Below are 25778 nucleotides of genomic sequence, written 5' to 3'. Positions count from 1 at the left end.
GGGCCGGACCGGGTATTTGCCCCGACGTTCGGTTCGATCGAAATGAGATGAGTGCCAGCATGACTCAGACCAAGGCGGCCAGCACAGCGGAACGGATCGCCCAGCACCGCGTCTTCGAGCGCTTCGCCCGGGCGGGGTTCGTCATGACGGGCATCGTGCACCTGATCATCGGCTACATCGCCATCCGCATCGCGCTCGGCGGTTCGGGCGGCGCCGCCGACCAATCCGGGGCGATGAAGGAATTGGCGGCGGAGCCGGGCGGCCCGCTCGTGCTGTGGGTCGGCGCGGTGGCCTTCCTGATCCTGGCGCTGTGGCGGCTGGTCGAAGCGGTGCTGGGCAGCGCGTCCAAGCCGGACAAGGACAGCAAGAAGTCCGAGGCGTTGCGCCGGGTGAAGGCCCTGTCCCTCGCGGTGATCTACTTCGTCTTCGCCGTCTCCGCCTTCGGTTTCGCGCGCGGCAGCGGCAAGTCCAGCAGCGGCGAGAGCGCCGGGCTCGCGGCGCGCGTCATGCAGCACACCGCGGGCGCCATCGCCCTGGTCGTGGCCGGGCTGGTCATCATCGGGGTCGGCGGCTACCACGTGTACAAGGGCGTCACCGAGAAGTTCGTCGACGATCTGCAGGGCACGCCGAGCAAGCTGGTCCGGCGCCTCGGCATGGCCGGCTACCTGGCCAAAGGCCTAGCCGTCGGCGCCGTCGGCCTGCTGGTCATCCTCGCCGCCACCAAGTCCGAGCCCGAGAAGGCCGCGGGATTGGACGGTGCCCTGAAAATCCTCGGTGCCCAGCCCTTCGGCATGGTCCTGCTCATCGTCGCCGGCCTCGGCATCATCACCTACGGCCTCTACAGCTTCGTCATGGCCCGCTACGCGAAAATGTAAGCCCCAGCACGATTTTGCCGCCGCAGCCTGCTGATCAGGCGATCAGTTTCTGGGTTTTCAGCCAGTCGTAGGCGACGTCGGCGGGGTCTTCCCCGTCGATGTCGACACGGCCGTTCAGTTCCTGCATGAGGTCGTCGGTGAGGCGTTCGGAGAGGGTGCCGAGCAGCGGGCGCAGTTCCGGATGCCGGTCGAGCACGGCGCCGCGCACGACGGCGGTGCCGCTGTAGGGCAGGAAGAACTTGCGATCATCTTGCAGCACAACGAGATTCAAGTTCTTCACCCGGCCGTCGGTGGTGTAGATCATGCCGAAGTTGCAGGGTGCCCCCTTGGCGGTGGCGGTGTAGACCACCCCCGCGTCCATCCGGGTCACGTTGCCGGACGGGACGCCGTTCGGATCGTTGTACGGGATACCGTACTTCGCCAGCATCGGGAGGAAACCGTCCGAACGGCTGAAGAATTCGTCGTCGACGCAGAAGGTGCGGTCGGGGACCGGCAGGGTGGTCACGTCGGACAGCGATTTCACCTGCAGGCGTTCGGCGTTCGGGGTCGACGCGCCGAAGGCGTAGGTGTCGTTGAAGTTGGCCGGCGGCAACCACACCAGATCGTGGTCGCGCTGCTCCAGGTCGTGTACGCGCTGCCAGAGCTGTTGCGGGTCCGCGATCGTCTCGGTCTGGTTGTGGTAGTTCACCCATCCGGTGCCCGTGTACTCCCAGAGGATGTCGGCGTCACCGTTGAGCTGAGCCTGCCGCGACGACGCGGAACCCGGCGCCCCGGTGAGGTCGGTGACCTTCGCGCCCGCCGCGCCCAGATACGTCGCGGTGAGCTTGCCGAGCAGCACGCCCTCGGTGAAGCTCTTGGAGGTGACGACCAGCTTCACCCCGTCCAGCGGTTGCGCGCCGTCGGGCAGCCGGGCGTCGTGGAAGGTGCCGGACGAGCTGACCAGACCGCACCCGGTGAGCGCGGCGCCCGCCACCACGAGCGCGGCGAGCAGCGTCGTGAGCCGCGGCGGCCTCATGCGATGCCCCGCGGCGTCGCGGCGAGTTCGACGAGCCGGCCCAGCCAATCGATGGTCAAGGCGAGCAGGCCCACCAGGATCGCGCCGGAGACGAGCAGCTTGGGCAGGAACAGCGTGACACCCGTGGTGATCAGCGTGCCGAGGCTTGTCGCACCGATGAACGTGCTCAGCGTCGCGGTGCCGACCAGGATGACCAGCGCGGTGCGCACGCCGTTGAGGATGACCGGCACCGCGAGCGGCAACTCCACCTGGAACAGTGTCCGGCTGCCGGAGTAGCCGATACCGCGCGAGGCCTCGATGGTGCGGTGGTCCACCTGCCGCAGTCCGACGATGGTGTTCTGCAGGATCGGCAGAATCGCGTACACGACGAGACCGACTATCGCCGTGCGGAATCCGGTGCCGAGCCAGAAGGTGAACAGCACCAGCAGCCCGACCGCGGGCGCGGCCTGCCCGATATTGGCGATGTTCACCGCGAGGGGTTCGACGCGTTTCAGCGCGGGCCGGGTGAGCGCGATACCGAGCGGAATCGCGATGACGACCACGATCAATGTGGCCACGACGGTGAGTTTGATGTGCGCGAGGATCGTGGTCTGCAAGTTGTCCCAGGCCAGGGATGCTTGCTCGGTCGGGGTGAAGGTCGTGGACCGGTACCAGAGGACATAGCCGAGACCGATCACGCCGATGATGATCGGCTCGAACCATACGTCGAGCGGCACGCGCCGCAGCCTGCTCATGCCGGCTCGGCCGATCCGGGTTCGTCGTCGGCGGCGACCACCGGCGTCGGCGCGGGATCGGTGCCGTCGACATAGGTTTCGTAGGACAGGTCGGCCTCGTCCGACCGCACCTCGGCGAGTTTGGCCTGGATCGTCTCGGTCACCGTGCCGATGCTGAGCGCGCCGACCACGGCGCCGCGGCCGTCGGTGACGAGTGCGGCCCCTTGGCTGGCCGCGAGCATGGCGTCGAGTGCGTCGTTGAGGGTGGAGGAGCGCGCGACCACGGGCAGGCGCCGGTCGAGGAAGTCCGAGACCTCCGGTTTGGTCGCCAGTTCGGTGAGCGAGGGCCACGACCGCGGCCGCCCGGCCTCGTCGACGACCACGACCCAGGTGTGCCCGGCCGCCATCGCGCGCTGGATCACGCCCTGCGCGGGTTCGCCGACCCGGGCGGTGATCACCTTGTCGTATTCGACATCGCGCACCCGGGACACGGTGAGATAGGCCAGCTTCGCGCCGGAACCGACGAACTCCTCGACGAACGGCGTGGCCGGGTCGGTGAGGATCTCCTCCGGGCTCGCGTACTGCTCGACATGCCCGCCCTCGGACAGGATCAGCACCTTGTCACCGAGCTTGGTGGCCTCCTCGAAATCGTGCGTCACGATCACGATGGTCTTGCCGAGTTCGTGCTGGATCGCGATCAGGCTGTCCTGCAAGCGCACCCGGGTGATCGGATCCACCGCGCCGAACGGTTCGTCCATCAGCAGGACCGGCGGGTCCGCGGCGAGCGCGCGGGCGACGCCGACCCGCTGCTGCTGGCCGCCGGACATGTCCTTGGGCAGCCGGTCGGCGAAGGTGGCGGGATCCAGTCCGACGAGATCGAGCAGGTATTCGGTGCGTTCGGCGATCCGCTTCCGGTCCCAGCCGAGCACCCGCGGGATGGCGCCGACGTTCTTGGCGACACTCCAGTGCGGGAACAGTCCGCCGGACTGGATGACGTACCCGATCGACTGGCGCAGTTTGTCCGGGTCCTCGCGGGTGACGTCGCGGCCGCCGATGAAGATCCGGCCCTCGGTCGGTTCGATCAGCCGGTTGATCATCTTCAAGGTCGTGGTCTTGCCGCAGCCGGACGGACCGACGAACGCGACGATGTCACCCGCGTCGATCTCCAGGTCGAGCCGTTCGACCGCGGGCGCGTCCTGGCCGCGGTAGCGCTTGACGACGGCGTCGAGTTTGATGTCGGCGCCGGTCACGTTGCGCTCCGGCGCGGGCGGAGCGGGGCGGCTGGTCACTTCGGTCATGACAGTCCCTTTGCGATCGTGAGGCGGCCGAGCAGGACGAGGAGTGCGTCGAACACCAACGCGATGAGGACGATGAGAATGGTGCCGGTCAACGCCATCTCGATGGCGTTGGCGCCCCCGAGCCGGGACAGGCCGTTGAAGATCAGCGACCCGAGGCCGGGTCCGAGGACGTAGGCGACGATGGCGGCCACGCCGACGATCATCTGGGTGGAAACCCGGATGCCGGTGAGGATCACCGGCCAGGCGATCGGCAATTCAACGGTGAGCAGGATGCGCAGCCGGGAAAAGCCGATGCCTTTGGCGGACTCGATGACCGAGGGCGGCACCGCGCGCAACCCCACGATCGCGTTGCCGATCACCGGCAGTGCCGCGAAGAACGTCAGCATGAGAAATGAGGGGACCACGCCCAATCCGAACGGCACCAGCAGCAGGGCGAGCAGGGCCAGCGACGGAATGGTCAGCGCCACCCGGCTAGAGGTGAGCGAGAGCGCGGCCAGCAGCGGCAGCCGATAGACCGCGACCGCGATCAGCACCGCGACGACGGTTCCGACCAGGACGGTCTGAAATGCCAGGGAGGCATGCTGATAAGTGAGGAACGCGAGGAATTCGCCCCGCCCTCGGATATAACTCCATAAATCCACGCGATTCCCCTCGTCGGGCAAGACCGGTCGGTACCTGCGGGTGCGTAATCACCGGACGCGAGCCGTCAAAGCGTAATCGAGACTTCGTGTGCGGTTCTGGATGGCGCGCTGCGCGCGGATCGCCGGGTTGCCGATCTCGCGATTGTTTTCACCGCCGAGCCGGTGTCCAAACAATGCGAGTTCGAAGAGGACGGCTAAGCCGCCGTGCCGAGTGGATCGACCGCGGAGTAGGACTCGGCATTTCCCGCGATGACGGTGCTGGACGTGCCGTCGACGCCGACCGGGATATCGCCGGCCAGGGTGATCCGGGTGAGCCTGCGGTGCTCCGCGCCGTCGTAGTCGTCGATCGCGTAGTGCTGGGTGGCACGGTTGTCCCAGATGGCCACGTCGCCGAGCGACCAGTCCCACCGGACGGTGTGCTCGAGCCGGGTCACCCGATCCTGGAACAACCGGAACAGCGCCTGCGACTCGCTACTGGACAGGCCCACGATCTGCTTGACGAAGCAGCCCAGCAGCAGTGCCCGCTCGCCGGTCTCCGGGTGCACCCGGACCACCGGATGCTCGGTCTCGAAGTAGGTGGACTCGAATTCGCGGCGGTAGGCCCGCGCGTTCTCGTCCGGGCGGTCCTCGACGGTGGCCGCGTAGTCGTACTGGTTGGTGTGCCGCGCGCGCAGGCTCTCGGCCAGCCGCCGCAGCGGTTCCGGCAGCGAGTTGTAGGCGGCGACGGTCGAGGCCCAGGTGGTCGCGCCGCCGTAACTCGGCAGCGTGACCGCGCGCAGGATGGAGGCCTTCGGCACGCGGTCGACGAAGGTGACATCGGTGTGCCAGGTGTTGGAGCGGCCGTGGTGGGAGTCGATGGCCAGGCTCTTCACGCCCGCGGAGGTGAGCGTCGGGTGCGGTGTGGTGGGCGTGCCGAGCAGTTCGGCGAATTCGTACTGGCCGTCCTCGGTGAGGTGGTGCTGTTCCCGGAAGAAGATCACCTTGTGCTCGTTGAGCGCGGCGCGCACGGTGGCGACGGTCGCGCCGTCCAGCGCCCCGCCGAGCCGGACTCCCTCGATTCGGGCGCCGATGTGCGCACCGAGCTTGACCACCTGCACGGACATTCCACGACCTTTCGCTCCACCCGGATGATTACGGATGAGGAAACCAGGCCGGATGCGGCGTGACCAGTATTACGGTCACCGGGATCGCAATGTGCCAGCGCGCATCAACTGCCATTTTGTGCGGCCGAATCGGGCGCGCTCGAAAGTGGTTGGCGCAGGAATCTTCCCGGCCGCCGATAGAGCAGGAAAACGCAGATCGCATTGGCGGCCAGTAGCAGCAGACCTTGTTCGCCGAGCCACAGCCAAGCCCGCGCGCCGGTGGTGTGGGTGTCGAAGACGGATTGGATCACCGAATTCCACGACGCGTGCAGCACGACGGCGGGCCAGACGCTGCCGGTATCCAGCCGGACTCGCGCGAAAGCATAGGAGACCACGACGATTTGGATCACGAACAGCGGCGCGATCACCAGTACGGAACCGCCGTTGCCGCTCAGATAGTTGCCACCGATGATCAACGGCAGATGCCAAGCGGCCCAGATCAATCCGCCGATCAGGATCGGCTGCGGTAGTCCGGCGTCGATGAGCCGGGTGAGCAGATAGCCGCGCCACCCGAGTTCCTCGCCGAGCGCGAACACCAGGCCGATGGCGGTGCCGGGCACCAGGCCGATGAGCAGCTGGATCGCGAAGGCGATCCAGCCGGCGGCTTCGCCGTCGGGCGTGGTGTACTCGGCCATGCCGCTGAGCCAGCCGACGCCGTACGCCGCCCCCGCGACGACCACCGGGTAGCCGAGCGCGAACAGGCAGGCCCACCAGCCGCGGCGGCCGCCGAAGCGCAGCGAGATATCGCCGAATCCTTCGCGCAGCAGCAGCCGGGCGAGCAGCGAGGCGACGCCCGGCGCCCACATGAGCAGCAGGATGCCGATCTCGTTGCGCGCCACGACCGCGAAGATCATGGCCGGTGCGGACAGCGCGACCAGCGCGACGAGGAATAGGCCGACGCCCCGCCGGGCGAGTCGACGGCGGTCGGGTAGCGGTGGTGCGTCCGGTCGCCCTGGGGTCATGCGGGCACACTATGCAGCGGGCACGCGGTTCGTCGTCAGCCCGGAGGATGGTATCGGCCTCCGGTATTCCCCTGACTCGCCTGTGCGCGAAGGGGTTCGGAGGGTCAGAGCGTGCCCTCGCGGGCCGATCGCCACAGATCGACCGCTCCGTCGTCGTCGAGCAGAGCATCGATCTCGGCCAGTTCCTCGGCGCGGAACTCGAGCCCGTCGAGCGCGGCGACGTTCTGCTCGAGCTGGCCGGTCGTGGACGCGCCGATGACCAGCGATGTCACCCGCTCGTCGCGCAGCGCCCACGCGAGCGCGAGCTGGGCGAGCGTCTGGCCGCGTCGCTCGGCGAGGGCGTTGAGCTTGCGCAGCCGGTCGATCATCGCGGGGGTGAGCAGCTCGTTCTGGAACGACTTGTCCTGGGCGGCCCGCGATTCCTGCGGAATGCCGTCCAGATATTTCGCGGTGAGCATGCCCTGGGCCAGCGCGGTGAAGCCGATGACGCCGAAGCCCGCCTCGGCGGCGGCGTCGAGCAGTCCTTCGGTCTCGATCCAGCGGTTCAACATCGAGTACGACGGCTGGTGGATGAGCAGCGGCGTGCCCAGCTCACGCAGCATCGCCGCGATGGTGCGCGAATCCTGCGCGGTGTACGACGAGATGCCGACATAGAGCGCTTTGCCCTGCTGCACCGCGGTGTGCAGCGCCGACGCGGTCTCCTCCAGCGGGGTCGTCGGGTCGAACCGGTGCGAATAGAAGATGTCGACGTAGTCCACGCCGAGCCGGGTCAGTGACTGGTCGAGCGAGGCGAGCACATACTTTCGCGAGCCACCGCCCTGCCCGTACGGTCCGGGCCACATGTCCCAGCCCGCTTTCGTGGACAGTACGAGTTCGTCGCGATACCTGGCCAGGTCCTCCCGCAGGATGCGTCCGGCATTGATCTCGGCCGCCCCGTACGGCGGCCCGTAATTGTTCGCCAGGTCGAAATGGGTGATGCCCAGGTCGAATGCACGCAGCGCAATGTCGCGCTGGATGCCATACGGCCGGTCGTCACCGAAGTTGTGCCAGAAGCCGAGCGAGAGCATCGGCAGATCGAGCCCGGATCGACCCGATCGCCGATACCGCATCGGCCCGTCGTACCTGGTGGGTTCGGGGACGTAGGTCATCAGAGTTCTCCTCGACTGTCTCGGCGTTCGTGGTCGACGCGGCCGGTGCGCGTGGCACCCGCCGCAGCATTGCGCGTCGTGCTCAACGCAGGTCGGCGGCGACCTTGCCCAGGCCGTCGGCGATGGCTTTGCGTTGCTGCGGGGTGAGGACGTCGATCAGGAGTTCGCGGACCAGAGCGACGTGGCCGGGGGCGGCGGCTTGGAGTTTGCGGCGGCCGGCGGGAGTGAGGGTGGCGATGATGCCGCGGGGGTCGTCGGGGGCGGGGGTGCGGCGGACGAAGCCCGCCTTCTCCAACTGTCCGATCTGATAGGTGAGACCGCTCTTGGAGGTGAACAGCGCGGCGGAGAGCTCGGTCATCCGCAGCGCGTCGCCGGGCGCGTCCTCGAGTCGCACCAGCACCTCGTACTGGGTGTGCGACAGGTGCGCGTCCTCCTTGAGCTGCTGTTCGATCCGGCGGTTCAGCAGTGCCGTCGAGGCGAGGAACGCCTGCCAGGTCCGCATCTCTTCGTCGTCGAGCCAGCGGGGCTCATCCACTGTGACCACCCTCCCTATTGTTCAAACTCGAACGATAATCTACCATCGTCGACAGATGTTCAAATTTGAACTACTTGCTGGGAGGCCGAGACCGATGCGAATGCCCGTGGTGTACCTGTCGCACGGCGCCCCGCCGCTGGCCGATGATGCGCTGTGGCCGGGGCAATTGGCCGCCTGGTCCGCGGAACTGCCGAAACCCGAAGCGATCCTGATGATTTCGGCGCACTGGGAAGACGCGCCGCTCGCCGTCGGCGCGACCGCGACGGTTCCGCTGGTCTACGACTTCTGGGGCTTTCCGCAGCACTACTACGACGTGACCTACCCCGCGCCCGGGGCACCCGAACTCGCCGACGACGTGCGCGCACTGCTGCGGGCCCCCGGCCGCACGGTGCACGACGTGCCCGATCGCGGGCTCGACCACGGGGCGTACGTGCCGCTGGTGGAGATGTACCCGGCGGCCGACGTGCCGGTGCTGCAACTGTCGATGCCGACGCTCGACCCGTCCGGTCTGCTGGAACTCGGCCGCAAGCTCGCGCCGCTGCGCGACCAAGGTGTGCTGATCGTCGGCAGCGGCTTCTTCACCCACAATCTGCGCGCGCTGACCCAGGACGGCTCGGTGCATGCGGTGATGGCCGAGTTCGACGACTGGGGCCGACGGGCGCTGGCCGCCGGCGATGTCGACGCCCTGCTCGATTTCGAGAAGAAGGCTCCGGCCGCGGCGGCGGCGCACCCGCGCAGCGAACACTTCGCGCCGCTGTTCGTCGCGCTCGGCGCGGCCGACGCCGATCTGAGCACCCAGCGCAGCGTGATCGACGGCTTCTGGAACGGCCTGGCGAAACGTTCCCTCCAATTCGGCTGACCCCTGCCCCCATCGAAAGGACCATCGAATGAGTTCCACCGCAACATCCGTACCTACCGCAGCCGCGGCCCGCGTGGCACCGGACCGCGCCGCGACCCCGCACGCTTACGGCGCGGGCCTGTTCCTGCTGCGCATCGCGGTCGGGCTGACGATGGCCGCGCACGGCGCGCAGAAGCTGTTCGGCTGGTTCGGTGGCGGGGGACTGGACGGGACCGGAAAGTTCTTCTCCAGCAAGGGCTATCCCGCCGGCGAAGCCATGGCGTTCGTCGCGGGCGTGACCGAGACGTTCGGCGGCCTCGCGCTCGCCGTCGGCCTGCTCACCCCGCTGGCCGGTGCGGCCGTGGTCGGTACCCTGCTGAACGCCATCGCGGTCAAGGGCACCGGCGCCTTCTTCGCCCCGAAGGGCATCGAATACGAACTGATCCTCACCGCGGCCGCCGCCGCGCTCACCCTGACCGGCCCCGGCCGCTACGCGCTCGACCGCTTCGTCCCCGTCCTGCGCAATCATCGCCTCGTCTACGGCCTCGCCGCCATCGTCCTCGCGCTCCTCGCCGCCGGAGCGGTCCTCGTCGTGCGCACCTAGGGGCGAACCGCCGCCGCCGCCGAGTGGTGGAGGTCGGCGGTGCGGAGGAGCGAGGAACGCAGCCCGGCGGACCACTGGCCGCGGCTCCCGGCCGGGACTCCTGGTATTAGGACTGTAGGTGTCCTAAGTGACCGGCATGCTCTGACCATGAGCGAAACCGAATCGACTGCGGCACCGGCGGATCAGGCTGGGATCACCGGCTACGACGATCCGAACGCGCCGTGGAACCAGGCGTGGGACCCGGACGGCAGCATTGTCGACTGGAATGTGGACGTCATTGCCGAGTTCCGGGCGAACTCGGGCAAGGTGGGTGGCGCGTATGCGGGTGGGGATCTGATCCTGCTCACCACCACGGGCGCGAAAAGCGGCAAGCGGCATACGGTTCCGCTCGGCCCGGCATATCGCGGTGACCTCATGTACGTGAGCTCGTTCATGGAGGACAGGTACCCGGCCTGGTGGCACAACATCAAGGCGAACCCGCAGGTCACCATCGAACTGCGGGACAGAACCTACCGGGGGACCGGCAGGGTGCTCGAAGGCGCGGACTACGACGAGTTCGCGGCCTGGGTGCTGGCCGACAACCCCCTGCTGGCGGACTTCCAGTCCAAGGTGGACCGTCCGCTGCCACTGGTCGTACTGACCCTCGACGACGAGATCCCCTGCCGGACAAGCGATCAGGAGGAACTGACGTAACTGCCTACTCGACCGACGCCGCCGTCGATTCCCCCTGATCATCCGACCTACCGGCGGTTCAGGATCCGCGGAGGCCGAGGGTGCGGAGTTCGAGGGTGGCGAGGGCGCGGACGGTGGCATCGTCCCCGCGTCGCCAGGCGGTGACCACCTCGGGGTCGATACGGTCGAGCCGCCGCAGCGGCTGGTGGGTGAGGGCGCGCAGGGCGAGGAGGTCTCGTCCGCCGGGGTCCGAGCGCAACCGGGTCGCGGTGGCGGCGCGGCGGATCCAGCGCAGCCGCAGCGGCAGCCAGACGAACAGGACCAGTCCGAGCGGAACGACGGACAGGCCGAGGGCGAGGGCGAGCGCGAGATCGCCGACGAGGTCCTGCTGATCGTGGCCCGCCTCGGCGATCGAGCGGGCCGCCGTGGCGGCCCGCTCGAACGGCGAGGTCAATTCGTCGCCCACCACGGGAACCCGGCCCACCTTGTCGCCGACGGTGTCGAGGTTGTCGGCCAGGCCTGCGCCCGCGCCTTCGAGTTTGCGCCCGGGCACGGCGAGGGCCAGCACCAGGTCGTGTAGCCACAGGGCGGCGCGGATGGTGCCGTACACCCACGCCGCCACGAGGAGGTCGGTGACGAGCTGGCGCAGTGCGGTGGCCGGGCGGTCGGCGTAGATCCTCATGCCCTCAGAATCCACCGGACCGGCTGCCGATCAACGACTTTCGGCTATTGCGACCGAACCGTTCTCACTTGCCGGCGGGGATGATCGGCGGGACGTAGTCGAATGTCATGCCGAGCAGCCAGACGAGTAGCAGCACCACCGGGAGGTGGAAGATGAACTGCAGGAACGTGAATCCGACGAGATCGCGCGCCCGCAGTTTCAGTACCGCGAGCAACGGCAGCATGAAGAACGGGTTGATCAGGTTCGGCAGCGCCTCGGCCACATTGTAGATCTGCACCGTCCAGCCGAGATTCATCTGCACATCGGTCGCCGACTGCATGACGTAAGGCGCTTCGACCAACCACTTTCCGCCGCCGGACGGGACGAAGATGCCGAGCACCACGGTATAGAGGGCGATCACGACGGCGAAGCTGCCGCCGCCGCCGATGCTGGTGAAGAAGTCGGCCAGGTGTTCGGAGACGGTGATCCCGCCGCGCCCTTTCGCTTTGGTGAGGATCGCGGCCATCGCCGCGTAGAGCGGGAACTGCACCAGGATGCCCGCGGTGGCGGGCACGGCCAGGGTGACGGCTTGCAGGAATTTGCGCGGCGTCCCGTGCAGCACCAAGCCGAGCACGAGGAAGACGAGCAGGTAGCCGTTGAGGCTGCTCACCACCGTGAGCGCCGCCTTGGTGACGAACTGGGAGATCAACCAGCCCAACGTCATCAGCCCCGCGATGATCGGCAGGATGCGGCTGTATTCGAGCCATTCGCCGGGCCGCGCCCGCGGGGTGACCTCGTCGGGCTGATCGTCGAGGTCGACCTCGAGTTCTTCGGCGGTCTTGATCGCCTCGCCCTTCGGCGCCGAGAAATGGGCGATGACCACGGTGATGGCCATGATGATCGCGCACGTCAGCAGCGACTGCCAGGTGAAGATCGTCATCCCGAAGTCCAGGACGCCGGTGATCCGCAGCAGGGCGGGCGGCAAGGAACTCGCCGTCGCCTGCAACTGCGCGGCCGAGGAGGAGATGCCCAGTGCCCACACCGCACCCAGCCCCATGAAGGCCGCCGCGCCGAGCGCGCGATAGTCCACCCGCAGATCGGTGCGCCGGGCGATCGCGCGGGCCAGCAGGCCGCCGAACACCAGGCTGAGCCCCCAGTTCAGGAAGGACACCGACATGCTCAGGAACGCAACGAAACTCACTGCGCCCGCGGCGGATCGCGGTACGGCGGCGAGCCGTTCGATGAGTCGCGCGACCGGTGGGGAAGTGGCCACCACGTAGCCGGTCAGCACGACCATGGCCATCTGCAGGGTGAAAGCCGTGAGATCCCAGAAACCGTCGCCGAAGGCGGTCACCACGGTCTGCGGCGACGAGCCGTTCGCCAATGCCGCGACGGCCACGATGAACACACCGGCCAGGGCGACGACGTAGGCGTCCGGAAACCATTTCTCCGTCCATTTCGCGAGCGACTGCGCGATCCGCGCTAGTCCTTTCTCGGAGCTGGTTTCGTCGATCGTGGCCGTCATGGAGCTGTCCCTCATCTTTCTACACACCACCCCTGCGCGCGCATGTGACGCACCGCACACGGGCTCGGTTGGCCAGTATCGAGGCCCACCTGTCCGCAGACAATAAGGAATCACGCAGATCCGGTCTGCAAATACGCAGAAATCCCCCCTGGTCAGGGGGAGGGCGACCGGTTTGTCCGGGTCGCTAGCGGTCGGCTCGTTCGAGGTCGGCGCGCAGGTATTGCGCGGTCACGGACTGGTCGTCGTCGGTCAGGTCCCGGGGCGTGCCCTCGAAGAGGACCTTGCCGCCGTGCCGTCCGGCGTCGGGGCCGAGATCGATGACCCAGTCCGCGTGTTTGACGACCTCGAGGTCGTGTTCGACGACGATGACGGTGTTGCCGTCGTCAACCAGGTGATCGAAGAGGACCAGCAGGCGGTCCACGTCGGACATGTGCAGGCCGGTGGTCGGCTCGTCGAAGACGAAGACCGTCCCGGTGTCCTGCAGGCGGTGGGCGAGTTTGAGCCGCTGCCGTTCCCCGCCGGACAGGGTCGAAAGGGGTTGGCCGAGCGTGAGATAGGCGAGTCCGACCTGGTCGAGCAGAGCGAGCTTGCCGGTGACCTTCTCCTCGGTGAAGTAGTCGAGGCCCTCTTCGACGGTGAGCGCGAGCACCTCGGCGATGTTCTTGCCGCGCAAGGTCTTTTCCAGCGCCTCGGGCCGGTAGCGCAGCCCCTCGCACACCTCGCAGGTGACGGTCACCGGGTCAAGGTAGGCGAGGTCGGTCTGGATCACGCCGCGTCCCTGGCAGGCCGGGCACGCGCCGGTGGAATTGAAGCTGAACAGTCCGGGTTCGGCGTCGTTGGCCTTCGCGAACAGCGCGCGGACCGTGTCCATGATGTCGACATAGGTGGCCGGGGTCGACCGCGCGGAGATGCCGATCCCCGACTGGTCGACCATCACCGCGTCCGGATGCTGTGCGGCGAAAGCCCCTGAGATGAGCGAACTCTTGCCGGATCCGGCGACGCCGGTGACCGCGGTGAGCACCCCGGTCGGGATCCGCACCGTGACATCGCGCAGGTTGTTCAGCTTCGCTTTGCTGATGGTCAGCGCTCCGGTGGCCGTGCGGACCTGCTCCTTCAATCCGGTGTGCGCGCGGAGCCTGCGCCCGGTGAGTGTGTCGGAGGCGAGCAGCTTGCGGAAGGTCCCCTCGAACACCACCTCGCCACCGTGCGCGCCGGCGCCGGGGCCCATGTCGACGAGGCGATCGGCCACGCTCATCACATCGGGATTGTGTTCCACGACGAGCACCGTGTTGCCGTTGTCGCGGAGCCGCCCCAGTAGTTCGTTGAGCCGGTGCACATCTCGGGGATGCAGCCCGACGCTGGGCTCGTCGAAGATGAAGGTGAGATCGCTGAGGCTGCTGCCGAGATGGCGCACCGTCTTGAGCCGCTGGCCTTCGCCGCTCGACAGGGTCGAGGTCTCGCGAGCGAGGCTGAGGTAGCCCAGGCCGATGGATTCGAGTCGTTCCAGCGCCGTGACAGCGGCCTGCACAACGGGTTTCGCGACCGGATCGTCGATCTTCCCCAGCTCGACGATCAGCTCGCTCACCTCCATCTCGGCATAGTCGGCGATGTTGTTGCCCTTGATCTTCGAGGCGAGCGCCGCCTTGTTGAGCCGCGCGCCACCGCACACCTCGCAGGTGCGGGTCGTGACGACCTGCTCGACGTCCTTGCGCTCCTTGTCCTTCAGCGCGTCCAAGCCGTTGTCCAGATAGCGGCGGTTGAACCGGACGACGATGCCCTCGTAGGTGTTGGAGTGGGTGACGTCGCGGCCTGGTCGCCGCACCTTGAACCCGCCGCCGTGCAGCAGCAGGTCCCATTCCTCGGAATTGAAGTCCCGCAACGGTTTATCGGCATCGAAGAGGCCCGACTCCGCGTAGGTGGTCCACGGATAGCCGCCGACCGCGAAGAGGGGAGAGGTGATCGCGCCGTCGTTGAGCGATTTGCTCTTGTCGAGCAGCAGGTCCAGGTCGAGCCGCGCGGTGCGGCCGAGCCCTTCGCATTCGGTGCACATGCCCTGCGGCACGTTGAACGAGTACGCGGTGGATTCGCCCGCGCTGGGCTTGCCGTGCCGGGAGAACAGCACGCGCAGCATCGGATTGATCTCGGTCATCGTGCCGACGGTCGAGCGGCTGTTGCCGCCGAGCTGCCGCTGATCGACCACGATGGCGGTGGACAGGTGTGCCATGTTCTCCGCGTGGGGCCGCTCGTATTTGGGCAGCCGGTTGCGGATGAACCATGGGAAGGTCTCGTTGAGCTGCCGCTGGGACTCGACGGCGATCGTGCCGAACACCAGCGACGACTTTCCGGAACCCGACACGCCTGTGAAAACGGTCAGCTGCCCCTTCGGGATGCTCAGCGATACGTTCTTCAGGTTGTTCTGCCGGACGCCGGCCAGGGTGATGCTGTCGTTCGCTTGTCGTCCGCCTCGACCGGACATCTCCGACTCCCCTCAGCGTGACCAAACTAGTTTCCAAATGGAAACTATACCAGGACGCGCACGTCGTAAGCGGTGAGCCACTCGTCGATGCGGATCGGTGTTTCGTTGAGTAACCCTCTTTCCTGCATCGAAACAGGCTTGTCGACGGGCTGATCCAGATGCCGGTGGATCGCGTCCAGATCGAGCAGCGGCAGCGACGGTGAACTCGGCTCCGCGACGATCTTGCCGAGGACCTGCTTGATCGCCTTGTCGTACCCCGAATCCTGGGTGGACGGATAGGGCGCTTTGCGGCGTTGCACGATGGAGTCCGGCAGCAGATCCCGCGTCGCGGCGCGCAACAGACTCTTCTCCCGGCCGTCGAAGGTCTTCATCGACCACGGGGCGTTGAAGACGTACTCGACCAGGCGGTGGTCGCAGAACGGAACCCGCACCTCGATTCCGCTGGCCATGCTCAGCCGGTCCTTGCGGTCCAGCATGACCGGGAGGAACCGGGTGAGGTTCAGGTAGCTCGCGGCCCGCATCCGGCGGTCGAGCCCGGTCTCCCCGGGCAGCTCCGGGACTTCCCGCAGGGCCGTGTGATAGTGGTCCGCAATGTATTCGGTGAGGTTCAGCTGCGCCGTCAGATCGGGATCCAGGAAAGCCGTGGATTGTTCGGTGACGGAGCGCTCGCCGAGCGCGTGCCACGGGAACGTATCGGCCTGCACCGCACGCTGATCGTGGAACCAGAGGTAGCCGCCGAACACCTCGTCCGCCGATTCACCGGACAGAGCGACCGTCGATTCCTGCCGTACCGCGCGGAACAGCAGATAGAGCGATGGTCCGAGATCGCCGTCGCCGTAGGGGAGATCCCAGGCGCGCAACACCGCCGCTCGTGCGCTCGGCGACGCCAGATCCGCGTTGTCCAGCAGGATGATTCGATGATCGGTGCCGACGTGGCGGACCAGCTCCGCGGCGAACGGCGCGTCCGGCGCTTCGCGCAGTGGTTCCGGTTCGAAATTTTCCACCTGGCCGACGAAATCCACCGAGAAGCTGCGGATCCGGCCGCCGCGCCCGGCGTCGAGCGTGCGCTGGCCGAGGGCGGTCAGCGCGCTGGAATCCAACCCGCCGGACAGGAGCGTGCACAGCGGAACATCGGCGATCATCTGCCGGGAGACGATGTCCACCAACAGCTCTCGCACCTTGCCGACGCTGGTGGTCACATCGTCGGTGTGCGGCCAGGATTGCAGCTCCCAGTATTTCTCCTCGGTCCGCCGCCCGTCGCGGAACCGGAGCACATGGCCGGGCCGTACCTCGTACATGCCGCGTAGCGGTGTCCGGCCGGGGACGCGGACGAACGACAGCACGTCGCGGAGCCCGTCGAGGGATAGTTCGGCGCGGCTTTCCGGATGGGCGAGCACGGCTTTCGGCTCGGAGCCGAAGAGCAGGCCGTCGCCGGTGGGGTAGTAGAACAGCGGTTTGACGCCGAGCCGGTCGCGGTACAGCAGCAGTTCTTCGGTACGACTGTCCCAGATCGCGAAGGCGAACATGCCGTTGAGCCGCTGCACGAAGCCCGTTCCCCAGGCGAGGTAGGCGCGCAGCACGACCTCGGTATCGCTTCTGGTGCGGAAGCGATGGCCGAGTGCCAGGAGCTCGTCGCGCAGTTCGGTGAAGTTGTACACCTCGCCGCTGTAACTCAGTACGGCCAAAGGTGTTCCGTCGGAAAGGGTTTCCGGGGTGGCCATCGGCTGTTTGCCGCCTTCGAGGTCGATCACCGACAGCCGCCGGTGCCCGAGGGCGCAGCGGGGGTGCAGCCACATGCCTTCGTCGTCGGGGCCACGGGCGGCCATGGTGTCGACCATGGCCTGTACTGTCCGGCCTTCGGCGGTGAGGTCACGGTCGAGCGCGACCCAGCCGGTGATTCCGCACATCGTTGGTCCTTTCGCTGCTGTCGTCGGCTCAGGCGAGCGTCGCCCACACGGTTTTCGGCTCGAGATAGGACTCGACGCCCGCACGGCCCATCTCGCGGCCGACTCCGGAGGCCTTGACGCCGCCGAACGGGGCGGCCGGATCGCCCGGCGCCCAGGTGTTGAGATAGACCGATCCGGCGCGCAGCCGGGCGGCGAGGGTGTGTGCCCGGCCGAGGTGCTGGGTCCAGATGCCCGCGGCCAGACCGTAATCCGTGTCGTTGGCCTGCCGCACCACTTCATCGACGTGTTCGAACGGCGCGGCCACGAGCACCGGCCCGAAAATCTCCTCGCGGCAGATCCGCATCCGCGGGTCGACGTCGACGAAGAGCGCGGGCGCGACGAAATAGCCGCCCTGGGGCGAAACCGGCGGCACGGTACCGGCTTTCAGGGTCGCCCCCGCGGCGACGCCCGCTTGGAGATACCCGCGCACCCGGTGGTACTGCTCGGCCGAGACCACTGGCCCGAGTTCGGTGGCCGGGTCCAGCGCCGGACCCACCTGTGCCTTCTCGGCCCGCGTCAGCAGTCCCGCGACGACCTCGTCGAACACGCTCTCGTGGACGAAGAGCCGGGACGCGGCATTGCATGCCTGGCCGGTATTGAAATAGATCCCGTCGAAGGCGCCGGCGATCGCCGCTTCGAGGTCGGCGTCCGGCAGGATGATGTTCGGGCTCTTCCCGCCCAGTTCGAGCGTGACCGGTTTGAGCTGCGCGCCGGCCTTCGCGCCGATCTCGCGTCCCACCGCGGTGGAGCCGGTGAATACGATCTTGTCGACGCCGGGATGTTCGACCAGCGCCGCGCCGGTCGTGCCGTCGCCGGTGAGCACATTGACCGTGCCGGGCGGAAACCCGGCCTCCGCAACGAGTTCGGCGAGGCGGAGCACGGTCAGCGGTGTCTGTTCGGCCGGTTTCACCACCACGGTGCAGCCTGCCGCCAGGGCCGCGCCGATCTTCCAGGCCGCCATCAGCAGCGAGAAGTTCCACGGGATGATCTGCGCGCACACGCCGACCGGCTCTTTGCGGGTGTAGCACAGCGTGTTCGGCACCGCGACCGGGATCGTCTCGCCCTCGAGCTTGGTCGGCCACCCGGCGAAGTAGCGGAATTGCGCTGCGGCGGCGGGGATATCGAGCGCACGGGTCACGCTGATCGGTTTGCCGCCGTCCAGGGCCTCGAGCTCGGCGAGCTGGTCGGCGTTGCCCTCGATGAGGTCGGCCAGGCGAGTGAGGAGGGTGCCGCGATCCGCGGCCGACAATGCGCCCCAAGACCCTTCGAGCGCGGCGCGAGCCGCCGCGACCGCCGCGGACACATCGGCCGGGCCCGCGTGCGCGACCTGCGTGATCGCCGCGCCGGTGGACGGGTCGACGGTGCCGAAGGTCCGGCCGTCCGCGGCGGCGACGAACTCGCCGCCCAGATAGAGCAGGTGCGGCCCGGACAGGAAGTGCTGTGCCGCCGGACCCGGTGTGCTGGAAGAGGTTTCCACGGTGTCCTCCCGGTCCGCGTCAGAAGCGGTCGATGACGGTGATGCCGCTGGTGCTGAAATCGCTCATCGCGGCAAGGACATCCCCGGCCTGCTCGAGCGCGACGGTGCGCTGGACCAGGGATTGCGGTGTGAGACGGCCGGACTCGACCAGGGCGAGCAGCCGCGGGTAGCTGGTGTGCGGGTTGCCGTGCGAGCCGACGAGGGTCAGCTCGCCGAGGGTGACCGCGTCCACCGGGATGGCGATCTGCCCGGCGTCGTCGGCGCTGGTCAGCCCGACCTGCACGTGCCTGCCGCGTTTGCGCAGCGAGCGAAGGGAATTGACGACCGTGGCGCGGGTGCCGAGCGCGTCGATCGAGACGTGCGCGCCGCCGTCGGTGGCGGCCTGGACCGCCGCGGGCACGTCCGCCTCGGCGCCCGCGTCGACGGTGGCGAGCGCGCCCTGCTCCTCGGCCAGCGCGAGTTTGGCGGCATCGATGTCCACGGCCACGACGCAAGCGCCTGCGGCGGTGGCGATCTGCACGGCGGCCAGTCCGACACCGCCGACGCCGTGTACCGCGACCCATTCGCCGGGGCGTACCTGTCCCTGTCCGGTGACCGCGTGGAACGCCGTCATGAACCGGCAGCCGATCGCACTTGCCGCCACCGGGGTCAGCGTTTCGGGTACGCGCACACAGTTGAAATCCGCATCGGGGATCGGGACGAACTCGGCATAGCCACCGTCGCACCAGAAGCCGAGCACCTGCATGGCGTCGCAGATATTGGCCTGCCCGGACCGGCACTGCGCGCAGGTGCCGCAGGCCAGATGGAACGGCACCGTGACGCGGTCGCCGAGGCGCACCGTGCGCACGTCGGCACCGACTGCCACGACCTCGCCGACCAGTTCGTGCCCGAGCGTGCGCGGTAGCGCCACCTGTCCGCCCATCCAGCCCCAATCGCCCTGCCACGCATGCCAATCGCTGCGGCAGACGCCGGTGGCGCGGACCGCGAGCACCACGCCGTCCGGTTCGGGGGCGGGATCGGGCAGCTCGCGCACGACGAGCGGGGCGCCGTACTCGACCAGTTGCGCCGCCCTCACGCTGTCGCCTTGCCGGAGATGCGGATGGGCAGCCGGTCCAGTCCGCGGGTGATGTTGTTCGGTGTGCGGGTCGGCTCGCCGGTCAGCTCGAGCGTGCCCGCCCGCTTGGCCAGCGCGCCGAACAGCGCGTGCGCCTCCATCGAGGCGAGCGTGCGGCCGGGGCAGTTGTGCACCCCGAAGCCGAATCCGACGGTGTCGGCGGGGTTTCGGCGCGCGTCGAAGCGGTCCGGCTCGGGATAGTGCCGTTCGTCGCGGTTCGCGGCGGCGAAGGAGACCACGACGCGGGCGCCCGCGGGGATGGTCACGCCGTCGACATCGGTGTCACCGGTGGTGACCCGGGAGAAGGACTGGATCGGGGTCTCCAGCCGGACGCCTTCCAGGAACGCGCCGGGAATCAGTGTCGGATCCTGCCGGACGGCCGCCCACTGATCCGGGTTCCGGGCCAGCAGCCAGAGCGTGCTCGCCACGCCGGCGATGGTGGTGTCCAATCCGGCGCAGGCGTAGGCACTCATCGTCATCAGCGCCTCGTTCTCGGTGATCTCGCCGTGTGCTGCTGCCGCCCAGACGATTTGACCGAAGCTGTCCGGCAGCAGTTTGTCGGGCGTGGCGTCGGTGACGAGGTACTGCATCAGCGCCTGCACGTCGGGGAAGGTCGAGGACTGCCGTGCACCGGGCGGCCCGAAGTAGTTGAACGCGCCGAGCGCCCAGATCAGGATCTTGTCGCGATATTCGTCGCGCGGGAAACCGATGAGGTCCATGACGATGTCCACCGGCAGCTTCGCCGCGAAATCGGTGACGCCGTCGAACTCGTCGCGGCGCATCAGGTCGTCTACCAGATCGTCGGCGAGTTGCTCGATGTCACCGGCGACCTTGCGCACGTATTTGGGGCGCAACGCATCATCGAGGACCTTGCGTACCGCCCGGTGCCGCGGCGGGTCCATCGAGAGCAGGGAGCCGTCGGAAAGCTCGTTGGCGGTGGGATTCATCGCGATGCCCTGGGCGGAACTGAAACCTTCCCAATCGACGAGTGCCGCACGCACCTGGTCGTAGCGGAACAGCCCGTAGAGATCGTGCTCGCGCAGGTAGACGACCGGCCCCAGCTCGCGCAACGCACGGAACTGCGGGTAGGGGTCGAGCAGGGCTTCGGTCGAGAACGGATCGAGGTCGGTGGCGGCGGCGCGGCTCGTGGTCTCGGTCACGGCTGCTCCGCTCCGGCGACCAAGTCGTAGAAGCACATTCGCGGCCCGGCGCTCGGACGCGTGTACATCCGGCGGCAGGTCAGGGTGGACTGCTCGAACACGTCGAACCAGGCCGAGCGGTCGCGCGGCAGTCCCTGTCCGGTCAGCACGTGGATCAGGAAGAAGTCGTCGTCGTTCTCGCGCCCGTCGTAGCGGATCTCGGGTTCGCCGACGAGCAGAATCTTCAACTGCGGGAACTTGGCCGAGATGTCGTCGAGTAGATCGACGACGGCTTGTTCACCGTTGCGGAAGTGCTCGTGCAGCGCGCTCATCATGCAGAGCCCGTCGGCGGTGAAGCACTCCTGCGGCCAGGTGCCGGGGGCGAACGCGTCCCCGACGACGAACCGCACGCGATCGGCGACGCCGCTGCGGCGGGCGTGCTCGTTGGCCACCTCGACAGCGTCGGCATCGATATCGAGGCCGATACCGCTGAGCGTGGGGTCGCGCAGGCAGGCGTCCACCAGCAACTGGCCGCCGCCGCAACCGATGTCGAGGATGCGGGTCACCGCGCGCCCGCGCATGGCGTGCAGCAGGGTCGGGGTGTGGAAGGCGGAGAACAGCGTGTCGCAATGCGCGCCCAGCTTGCCGCCGTCGCGCACCACGTCCTTGCCGTACACCGCGGTGCCGGTGAGCAGATCGCCGATCCGGCTGGTGACCGCGCCGTACGCGTCCACGTAGACGCCGAGGCGGGCGAGGGAGACGTCGGTGGTGAGGAATTCGCCGAGGCGGGTGAAAAAGTATTCCGCGCCGCGGGTTTCGAGGATGCCGCGCTGCACCAGGTAGCGCAGGAAGCCGGGCCCGATCTCCGGATCGATGCCGGCGAGCAGCACCTGCGGGGTCCGCTGGGGTCCGGTGCGCAGCCGCGCCAGCAAGGGGGTGTCGGCGAGGGCGCGCACCGCGTGGCACACGTGCATCGAGCTGATCATCTCGGGCAGGTCCGACAGGGTGAACGCCTGCCATTCCCGGCGCTGCGGTGCGTCGTCGAGTTCGACGATCTCCGGCCGGTATTGCGTGCTCGTCATGACTGTCATCTCTTTCTGAATCGGTGTCGCCCAGCGCTATTCGGCCACCGCGTAGGCATGCCTGCCGCGGGGGCTGGCCGCCGCGCGGACGAACTCGTGGTCGTCGGTGAACCCGGACGCGCAGACCCGGCCGAGCGAGTACGCGGGGACGAGGTCCACCTCGTGGCCGCGGGCGCGCAACTCGGCGACGACCTCGGGCGGGCAGGTTTGTTCCGCCACCAGCACACCGGGCCGGTGCGCGTGCGGGGTGAACGAGGCGGGCACCTGATCGGTGTGGAAGGCCGTGGTCTCGGTCGCGCTCTGGAAGTCGAGCCCGAAATCGGCCACGTTGAGGAAGAACTGCATCGTCCACTGATCCTGGCGGTCGCCGCCCGGGGTGCCGAAGGCGACGAACGGACGCCCGTCCCGCAGTACCACCGAGGGGCTGAGCGTGGTCCGGGGTCGTTTGCCCGGCCCGAGCGAATTCGGGTGACCTTCGGTGAGGAACATGCACTGTCCCCGGGTGCCGAGCGGGAAACCGAGGCCGCCGATGGCCGGTGAACTCTTCAGCCACCCGCCGCTCGGGGTCGCGGCGACCATATTGCCGTGCCGGTCGACCGCGGTGACGGTGACCGTGTCGGTCTTCGCCTTCGTCGCCTGCAGGATCGTCGGTAATCCGTTCTGCAACTGGGACATCCACTCGGAGTCGGCGTCCGGATCGTCGGGCACCGGCAGGTCGGGGAGGAACGAGGTGCGTCCGCCGGGCGTGCCGGGGCGCAGCGTGTTGTCGGCCTGCGCGCCGACGAGGGCGCGGCGTTGCCGGTTGTACTCCGCGTCGAGCAGACCTGCCAGGGGCACCTCGCTGAAATCCGGGTCGCCGTACCAGGCTTCGCGATCGGCCATCGCGAGCTTGGTGCACTCGATCACGGTGTGCACGTATTCGGCACTGCCCTGGCCCATTCGGGCGAGATCGAAGCCGTCGAGCAGCGCGAGCTGCTGCAGGAAGACCGGACCCTGTGACCACGGTCCCGGTTTGAAGACCTGGTAGGGACCGTAGCTGTGGCTCGGCGCGGTCTCGACCGACGGTGTCCAGTCGGCGAGATCGTCGGCGGTGAGCAGGCCGCGGTGCCGGCGGCCGGTGGCGTCGAGCATCGGGCCGGACTCGAGGAACTCCGAGATCTCCGCCGCGACAAAGCCTTTGTAGAAGGCGTCGTGCGCGGCCCGGAACTGGGCCTCGCGCGCACCGGACGCAGACTCGGCGGCCTTGATGAGACGCTGATAGGTGTTGGCCAGCGCGGGATTCCGGAAGCGGCTGCCCGCGGCGGGGGCGTCGCCGCCCTTCAAGTAGACCTGTTCGGAGCCGTGCCATTCCGCGCGGAACAGCGGTGCCAGCGTGTCGATGGCCCGCGCCGTCTCCGGCAGCAGGGGAAAACCCTTGTCGGCGTAGCCGATCGCGGGTTCGAGCACCTCGGCGAGACGCTTGGTGCCGAACTCGGCGAGCAACCGCATCCAGCCGCCGAACGCGCCTGGTACGCAGGCGGGCAGCAGTCCCGAGCCGGGGATGCTGCGCAGTCCGAGGTCGGCGAAGGTGCCGAGGCTGATCGCGCGGGGCATCGGGCCCTGGGCGCAGAGCGCCTGGACGTCGTCACGTCCGGCCTGATGCGCGACCAGGGACAGATCGCCGCCGAGGCCGTTGAAATGCGGTTCGACGACCTGGAGCACGAATCCGGCCGCGGCGGCGGCGTCGAAGGCGTTGCCGCCGTCGGCCAGCATCCGCATCCCCGCGGCGGAGGCGAGCCAGTGCGTGCTGGCCACGGCACCGGTGGTGCCGATGAGTTCGGGCTTGGCTGGAGGCATGCGGCTACTCCCTAGAAATCGTGGTGCGAGCGCGAAGCTGCGGAATGCGAACTAATCGTCGGTGCGAATGCCTAGGCCCGGTGCGAGAATTCCGCGGGGGTCGTAACGCTTTTTCGCCGCGCTGAACGCGGGCCATCGGTCGCCGTAATGATCACGCCAATCCTGGGCCGTGCGGCGCAGCGAGCCGATGGGATAGAGCACCGCGCCGTACTGTTTGCGCGCCTCGGTCAGCAGGCGGTCGTTGCGGTCGAGCATCTCCTCGACGAATTCCGAGTGCGCACCCGGAGTTTCGGCGACCGTGTTGATATCGAGCACGAAAACCCAATCGGAACCGTCGGGTTCGGGCACTGGCGGGTAGGGCCTGGTCAGGGTCGTGCGGCGCTGTGGGTACAGCAGGCTGATCCCGAACGGACCGATATCGCGTGCGGTGAGCGAGGATTGGACCTCGTCGACATAGTCCTCCACGACCGCGCCGCCGAGCCACACGTCGTACCACGGCTTGACGAGCTCGTCCCAGTGCACCGTCTCGCGCATGCCGTCGACCAGCGTGTCGATCTTGAACACGTAGTCGAGGTAGGGGGTGTCCTCGATGACGGGATCGGTGGTCAACCCACGGACACCCACTTCATCGTCGGGTGGGTTCGCCGGGTCGTACATGACCGTCGCGTAAAGCCGGTGTGTCGGCTCGGACTGCGGCGAATACAGCTCGGCGTACACGTGATCGATGCCGGGTCGCTCGATGAGGGTGCGCAGGTCGCGGAAGAAGTCGGCGTTGCCGGTGTAGTCCAGCACGTAGCTGCGCGCGCGTTCACGCGCGGGCTCCAGCTCGATCACCGCCTTGGTGATCACCCCGCACTGGCCGAGTCCGCCGAGCACGGCCTCGAACAGATCGCGGCGCTGCGCCGGCGAGCAACGCACGAGTTCGCCGGTCCCGGTGACCACCTCGAGTTCGCGTACGTGGTCGACCTGGAGCCCGGTGCGCAACGCGCCGACGAGTCCGCCGAGTCCGCCGACCGAGAGCGTGCCGCCGACGGTCAGCGAGGTGTAGCCGGTGACGGCGGGCGGCGTGCGCCGCGGTGACTGCTCGAAGGCGGTGGTGACCAGGTCCTTCCACAGGACGCCGGCGTCGACCTCGGCCACGTCGCCGTCGATCGAATGGATGCGGTTCAGGTAGCGGTTCTCGATGACCAAGCCGTCGGACAGGCCCTGCCCGAGCGTGGTGTGCGCCTGCCCCCGGGTCGAGACGCTGATGCCGTGGGTGTGGCAGAAGCCGACCAGCGCGGCGATGTCCTGCGCCGAGCGGGGCCGCAGCACCGCCGCCGGGGTGTGGCGGGTGATGTTGCCGAGGTCGGTGGCGACCGCCCGGCGCGCGGACTCGTCGAGCAGCAGCTCGCCGTCCACCGCGGGTGCGTCGGCAAAGATTCCGGGCACGAAAACTCCTTTCGGCGTACTGGTTTCGGCCTGCATCAGCGAAATGGCTGCGGGCTGTCACCAATACGTCGAACATATCCGGGACGACCCGCCCGGCACATTCAGAGGAGTTTCAAATTACCTTCAAAACCTTGTGAAGCCGGGCGTCATTCGGCCGTCTGCAACGAGGAGTGGATGGCCTCGGCGACGCGACCGCACAGCTGCGCGAAAACGGCCTGCTCGGCCGGATCCAGCACGGACTCGGCTATTTTGGCGTTCTCTCGCCGGCATTCGGCGGCGCGGTCGAGGAATTCGCGGCCGTCCGCGGTGAGCGAGGTGGTCTGTTCGCGCCGGTCGGTCCCGAGCGCCGCCTGGCTCACCAGATGCTGATCCTTCAGCACGCGCAGGGCTTTCGACATCGTGGGACGGGAGACGCTGAGCGATTCGCTCAGCGCGGAAGGCGTCATCGGGCCACGTAGGCGCAGCATTTCGAGCACGTCGTACTGCTGCCAGGTGACCCGCTCCGGAGTGGTCCGGGTGCGGCGCGCGACGAGCACGCAGGTGAGGTGGGCGAGGGCGTTCTCGACGCCGTCCTGCCAGTCGAGGACCTGGCTGTGGCTGTCCGCGGCGGCGGGCACTGGGTCAACGGGCACGGGTCTCTCCTCGCCG

23 protein-coding genes are annotated in these 25778 nt (G+C 68.1%); 4 read left to right on the top strand and 19 right to left on the bottom strand.

Translation table 11 applies throughout. The annotated features are described in order from the left end of the window. Positions 1 to 59: 59 nt before the first annotated feature. Positions 60 to 875 carry a DUF1206 domain-containing protein gene (locus NVU01S_RS02605; protein ID WP_156161499.1) on the top strand — a complete coding sequence of 272 codons (816 nt, stop codon included), beginning with the start codon at positions 60 to 62 and terminating at the stop codon, positions 873 to 875. A gap of 34 nt (positions 876 to 909) precedes the next feature. Here NVU01S_RS02605 and NVU01S_RS02600 read toward each other — a convergent pair whose 3' ends face one another. The 8 genes from NVU01S_RS02600 to NVU01S_RS02565 form a co-directional block, all read right to left on the bottom strand. Beyond that, positions 910 to 1890: a glycine betaine ABC transporter substrate-binding protein gene (locus NVU01S_RS02600; RefSeq protein ID WP_043667496.1), complete on the bottom strand. Its 981-nt coding sequence runs from the start codon at positions 1888 to 1890 to the stop codon at positions 910 to 912. Beyond that, positions 1887 to 2624 (bottom strand): ABC transporter permease, encoded by a 738-nt coding sequence (locus tag NVU01S_RS02595; protein ID WP_043667494.1) that lies wholly within the window; start codon positions 2622 to 2624, stop codon positions 1887 to 1889. Before NVU01S_RS02595 ends, NVU01S_RS02600 begins: the two co-directional genes overlap by 4 nt. Continuing rightward, positions 2621 to 3901, bottom strand: coding sequence for an ATP-binding cassette domain-containing protein (locus NVU01S_RS02590; RefSeq protein WP_043667492.1), 1281 nt, complete (start codon positions 3899 to 3901; stop codon positions 2621 to 2623). Before NVU01S_RS02590 ends, NVU01S_RS02595 begins: the two co-directional genes overlap by 4 nt. After that, positions 3898 to 4542 carry an ABC transporter permease gene (locus NVU01S_RS02585; protein WP_014985076.1) on the bottom strand — a complete coding sequence of 215 codons (645 nt, stop codon included), beginning with the start codon at positions 4540 to 4542 and terminating at the stop codon, positions 3898 to 3900. Before NVU01S_RS02585 ends, NVU01S_RS02590 begins: the two co-directional genes overlap by 4 nt. Positions 4543 to 4736: 194 nt before the next feature. After that, the gene (locus NVU01S_RS02580) at positions 4737 to 5645 is read right to left on the bottom strand and encodes a TauD/TfdA dioxygenase family protein (RefSeq protein ID WP_052280389.1); all 909 of its coding nucleotides are present in this window, start codon (positions 5643 to 5645) and stop codon (positions 4737 to 4739) included. A gap of 104 nt (positions 5646 to 5749) precedes the next feature. Next, a complete protein-coding gene (locus NVU01S_RS02575; protein WP_063048043.1) occupies positions 5750 to 6646 on the bottom strand; it encodes a type II CAAX endopeptidase family protein in 897 nt (298 codons plus the stop codon). A gap of 104 nt (positions 6647 to 6750) precedes the next feature. Then, positions 6751 to 7794 carry an L-glyceraldehyde 3-phosphate reductase gene (gene mgrA / locus NVU01S_RS02570; protein ID WP_043667487.1) on the bottom strand — a complete coding sequence of 348 codons (1044 nt, stop codon included), beginning with the start codon at positions 7792 to 7794 and terminating at the stop codon, positions 6751 to 6753. A gap of 82 nt (positions 7795 to 7876) precedes the next feature. Further along, positions 7877 to 8338: a MarR family winged helix-turn-helix transcriptional regulator gene (locus NVU01S_RS02565; protein ID WP_081868991.1), complete on the bottom strand. Its 462-nt coding sequence runs from the start codon at positions 8336 to 8338 to the stop codon at positions 7877 to 7879. A gap of 91 nt (positions 8339 to 8429) precedes the next feature. Between NVU01S_RS02565 and NVU01S_RS02560 the strand changes: the two genes are divergently transcribed. The 3 genes from NVU01S_RS02560 to NVU01S_RS02550 all read left to right on the top strand — a co-directional run bounded on the left by NVU01S_RS02560 (position 8430) and on the right by NVU01S_RS02550 (position 10464). Next, entirely contained in the window at positions 8430 to 9188 is a 759-nt protein-coding gene (locus NVU01S_RS02560) for a dioxygenase family protein (protein WP_175068862.1), read from the top strand. A gap of 28 nt (positions 9189 to 9216) precedes the next feature. Then, positions 9217 to 9771, top strand: a complete 555-nt coding sequence (locus NVU01S_RS02555; RefSeq protein ID WP_043667482.1) for a DoxX family protein — start codon at positions 9217 to 9219, stop codon at positions 9769 to 9771. Positions 9772 to 9918: 147 nt separating this feature from the next. Next, positions 9919 to 10464: a nitroreductase/quinone reductase family protein gene (locus tag NVU01S_RS02550; RefSeq protein WP_043667480.1), complete on the top strand. Its 546-nt coding sequence runs from the start codon at positions 9919 to 9921 to the stop codon at positions 10462 to 10464. A 58-nt stretch (positions 10465 to 10522) separates the two neighbouring features. On the opposite strand, the gene NVU01S_RS02545 is transcribed toward NVU01S_RS02550, so the two are convergent. The 11 genes from NVU01S_RS02545 to NVU01S_RS02495 form a co-directional block, all read right to left on the bottom strand. Beyond that, the gene (locus NVU01S_RS02545) at positions 10523 to 11125 is read right to left on the bottom strand and encodes a hypothetical protein (protein WP_043667478.1); all 603 of its coding nucleotides are present in this window, start codon (positions 11123 to 11125) and stop codon (positions 10523 to 10525) included. 64 nt (positions 11126 to 11189) lie between these two features. Then, complete coding sequence (locus NVU01S_RS02540) at positions 11190 to 12629, bottom strand: short-chain fatty acid transporter (protein ID WP_043667476.1); 1440 nt, start codon at positions 12627 to 12629, stop codon at positions 11190 to 11192. Positions 12630 to 12813: 184 nt separating this feature from the next. After that, positions 12814 to 15105 carry an ATP-binding cassette domain-containing protein gene (locus tag NVU01S_RS02535; RefSeq protein WP_043667474.1) on the bottom strand — a complete coding sequence of 764 codons (2292 nt, stop codon included), beginning with the start codon at positions 15103 to 15105 and terminating at the stop codon, positions 12814 to 12816. Positions 15106 to 15149: 44 nt separating this feature from the next. After that, positions 15150 to 17012 carry an asparagine synthase (glutamine-hydrolyzing) gene (asnB, locus tag NVU01S_RS02530; protein ID WP_043667472.1) on the bottom strand — a complete coding sequence of 621 codons (1863 nt, stop codon included), beginning with the start codon at positions 17010 to 17012 and terminating at the stop codon, positions 15150 to 15152. Positions 17013 to 17040: 28 nt separating this feature from the next. Continuing rightward, positions 17041 to 18528 carry an aldehyde dehydrogenase family protein gene (locus NVU01S_RS02525; protein ID WP_043667470.1) on the bottom strand — a complete coding sequence of 496 codons (1488 nt, stop codon included), beginning with the start codon at positions 18526 to 18528 and terminating at the stop codon, positions 17041 to 17043. Between the two features lie 19 nt (positions 18529 to 18547). After that, positions 18548 to 19603 carry a zinc-dependent alcohol dehydrogenase family protein gene (locus tag NVU01S_RS02520; RefSeq protein WP_043667468.1) on the bottom strand — a complete coding sequence of 352 codons (1056 nt, stop codon included), beginning with the start codon at positions 19601 to 19603 and terminating at the stop codon, positions 18548 to 18550. Further along, positions 19600 to 20802, bottom strand: coding sequence for a cytochrome P450 (locus tag NVU01S_RS02515; protein WP_043667466.1), 1203 nt, complete (start codon positions 20800 to 20802; stop codon positions 19600 to 19602). The genes NVU01S_RS02520 and NVU01S_RS02515 overlap by 4 nt, the downstream gene beginning before the upstream one ends. Beyond that, positions 20799 to 21863 carry a methyltransferase domain-containing protein gene (locus NVU01S_RS02510; protein WP_043667463.1) on the bottom strand — a complete coding sequence of 355 codons (1065 nt, stop codon included), beginning with the start codon at positions 21861 to 21863 and terminating at the stop codon, positions 20799 to 20801. Before NVU01S_RS02510 ends, NVU01S_RS02515 begins: the two co-directional genes overlap by 4 nt. 36 nt (positions 21864 to 21899) lie before the next feature. After that, positions 21900 to 23699 (bottom strand): gamma-glutamyltransferase family protein, encoded by a 1800-nt coding sequence (locus NVU01S_RS02505; protein WP_043667460.1) that lies wholly within the window; start codon positions 23697 to 23699, stop codon positions 21900 to 21902. Positions 23700 to 23750: 51 nt separating this feature from the next. Continuing rightward, complete coding sequence (locus NVU01S_RS02500) at positions 23751 to 25130, bottom strand: FAD-binding protein (RefSeq protein ID WP_043667676.1); 1380 nt, start codon at positions 25128 to 25130, stop codon at positions 23751 to 23753. Positions 25131 to 25276: 146 nt separating this feature from the next. Further along, a complete protein-coding gene (locus NVU01S_RS02495) occupies positions 25277 to 25762 on the bottom strand; it encodes a MarR family winged helix-turn-helix transcriptional regulator (RefSeq protein WP_244467176.1) in 486 nt (161 codons plus the stop codon). Positions 25763 to 25778 lie beyond the last annotated feature (16 nt).

The organism is Nocardia vulneris, assembly GCF_001613425.1.
Lineage (GTDB): Bacteria > Actinomycetota > Actinomycetes > Mycobacteriales > Mycobacteriaceae > Nocardia > Nocardia vulneris.
The sequence above is the reverse complement of the archived record's forward strand: the minus strand, read 5'-3'. Positions and strand labels throughout refer to the sequence as shown.

Coding starts and splice junctions, on each gene's coding strand:
- NVU01S_RS02580 (WP_052280389.1), bottom strand. CDS start 5,645: ATGTCCGTGCAGGTGGTCAAGCTCGGTGCGCACATCGGCGCCCGAATC.
- NVU01S_RS02605 (WP_156161499.1), top strand. CDS start 60: ATGACTCAGACCAAGGCGGCCAGCACAGCGGAACGGATCGCCCAGCAC.
- NVU01S_RS02590 (WP_043667492.1), bottom strand. CDS start 3,901: ATGACCGAAGTGACCAGCCGCCCCGCTCCGCCCGCGCCGGAGCGCAAC.
- NVU01S_RS02550 (WP_043667480.1), top strand. CDS start 9,919: ATGAGCGAAACCGAATCGACTGCGGCACCGGCGGATCAGGCTGGGATC.
- NVU01S_RS02555 (WP_043667482.1), top strand. CDS start 9,217: ATGAGTTCCACCGCAACATCCGTACCTACCGCAGCCGCGGCCCGCGTG.
- NVU01S_RS02505 (WP_043667460.1), bottom strand. CDS start 23,699: ATGCCTCCAGCCAAGCCCGAACTCATCGGCACCACCGGTGCCGTGGCC.
- NVU01S_RS02560 (WP_175068862.1), top strand. CDS start 8,430: ATGCCCGTGGTGTACCTGTCGCACGGCGCCCCGCCGCTGGCCGATGAT.
- NVU01S_RS02540 (WP_043667476.1), bottom strand. CDS start 12,629: ATGACGGCCACGATCGACGAAACCAGCTCCGAGAAAGGACTAGCGCGG.
- NVU01S_RS02575 (WP_063048043.1), bottom strand. CDS start 6,646: ATGACCCCAGGGCGACCGGACGCACCACCGCTACCCGACCGCCGTCGA.
- NVU01S_RS02510 (WP_043667463.1), bottom strand. CDS start 21,863: ATGACGAGCACGCAATACCGGCCGGAGATCGTCGAACTCGACGACGCA.
- NVU01S_RS02600 (WP_043667496.1), bottom strand. CDS start 1,890: ATGAGGCCGCCGCGGCTCACGACGCTGCTCGCCGCGCTCGTGGTGGCG.
- NVU01S_RS02545 (WP_043667478.1), bottom strand. CDS start 11,125: ATGAGGATCTACGCCGACCGCCCGGCCACCGCACTGCGCCAGCTCGTC.
- asnB (WP_043667472.1), bottom strand. CDS start 17,012: ATGTGCGGAATCACCGGCTGGGTCGCGCTCGACCGTGACCTCACCGCC.
- NVU01S_RS02535 (WP_043667474.1), bottom strand. CDS start 15,105: ATGTCCGGTCGAGGCGGACGACAAGCGAACGACAGCATCACCCTGGCC.
- NVU01S_RS02595 (WP_043667494.1), bottom strand. CDS start 2,624: ATGAGCAGGCTGCGGCGCGTGCCGCTCGACGTATGGTTCGAGCCGATC.
- mgrA (WP_043667487.1), bottom strand. CDS start 7,794: ATGACCTACGTCCCCGAACCCACCAGGTACGACGGGCCGATGCGGTAT.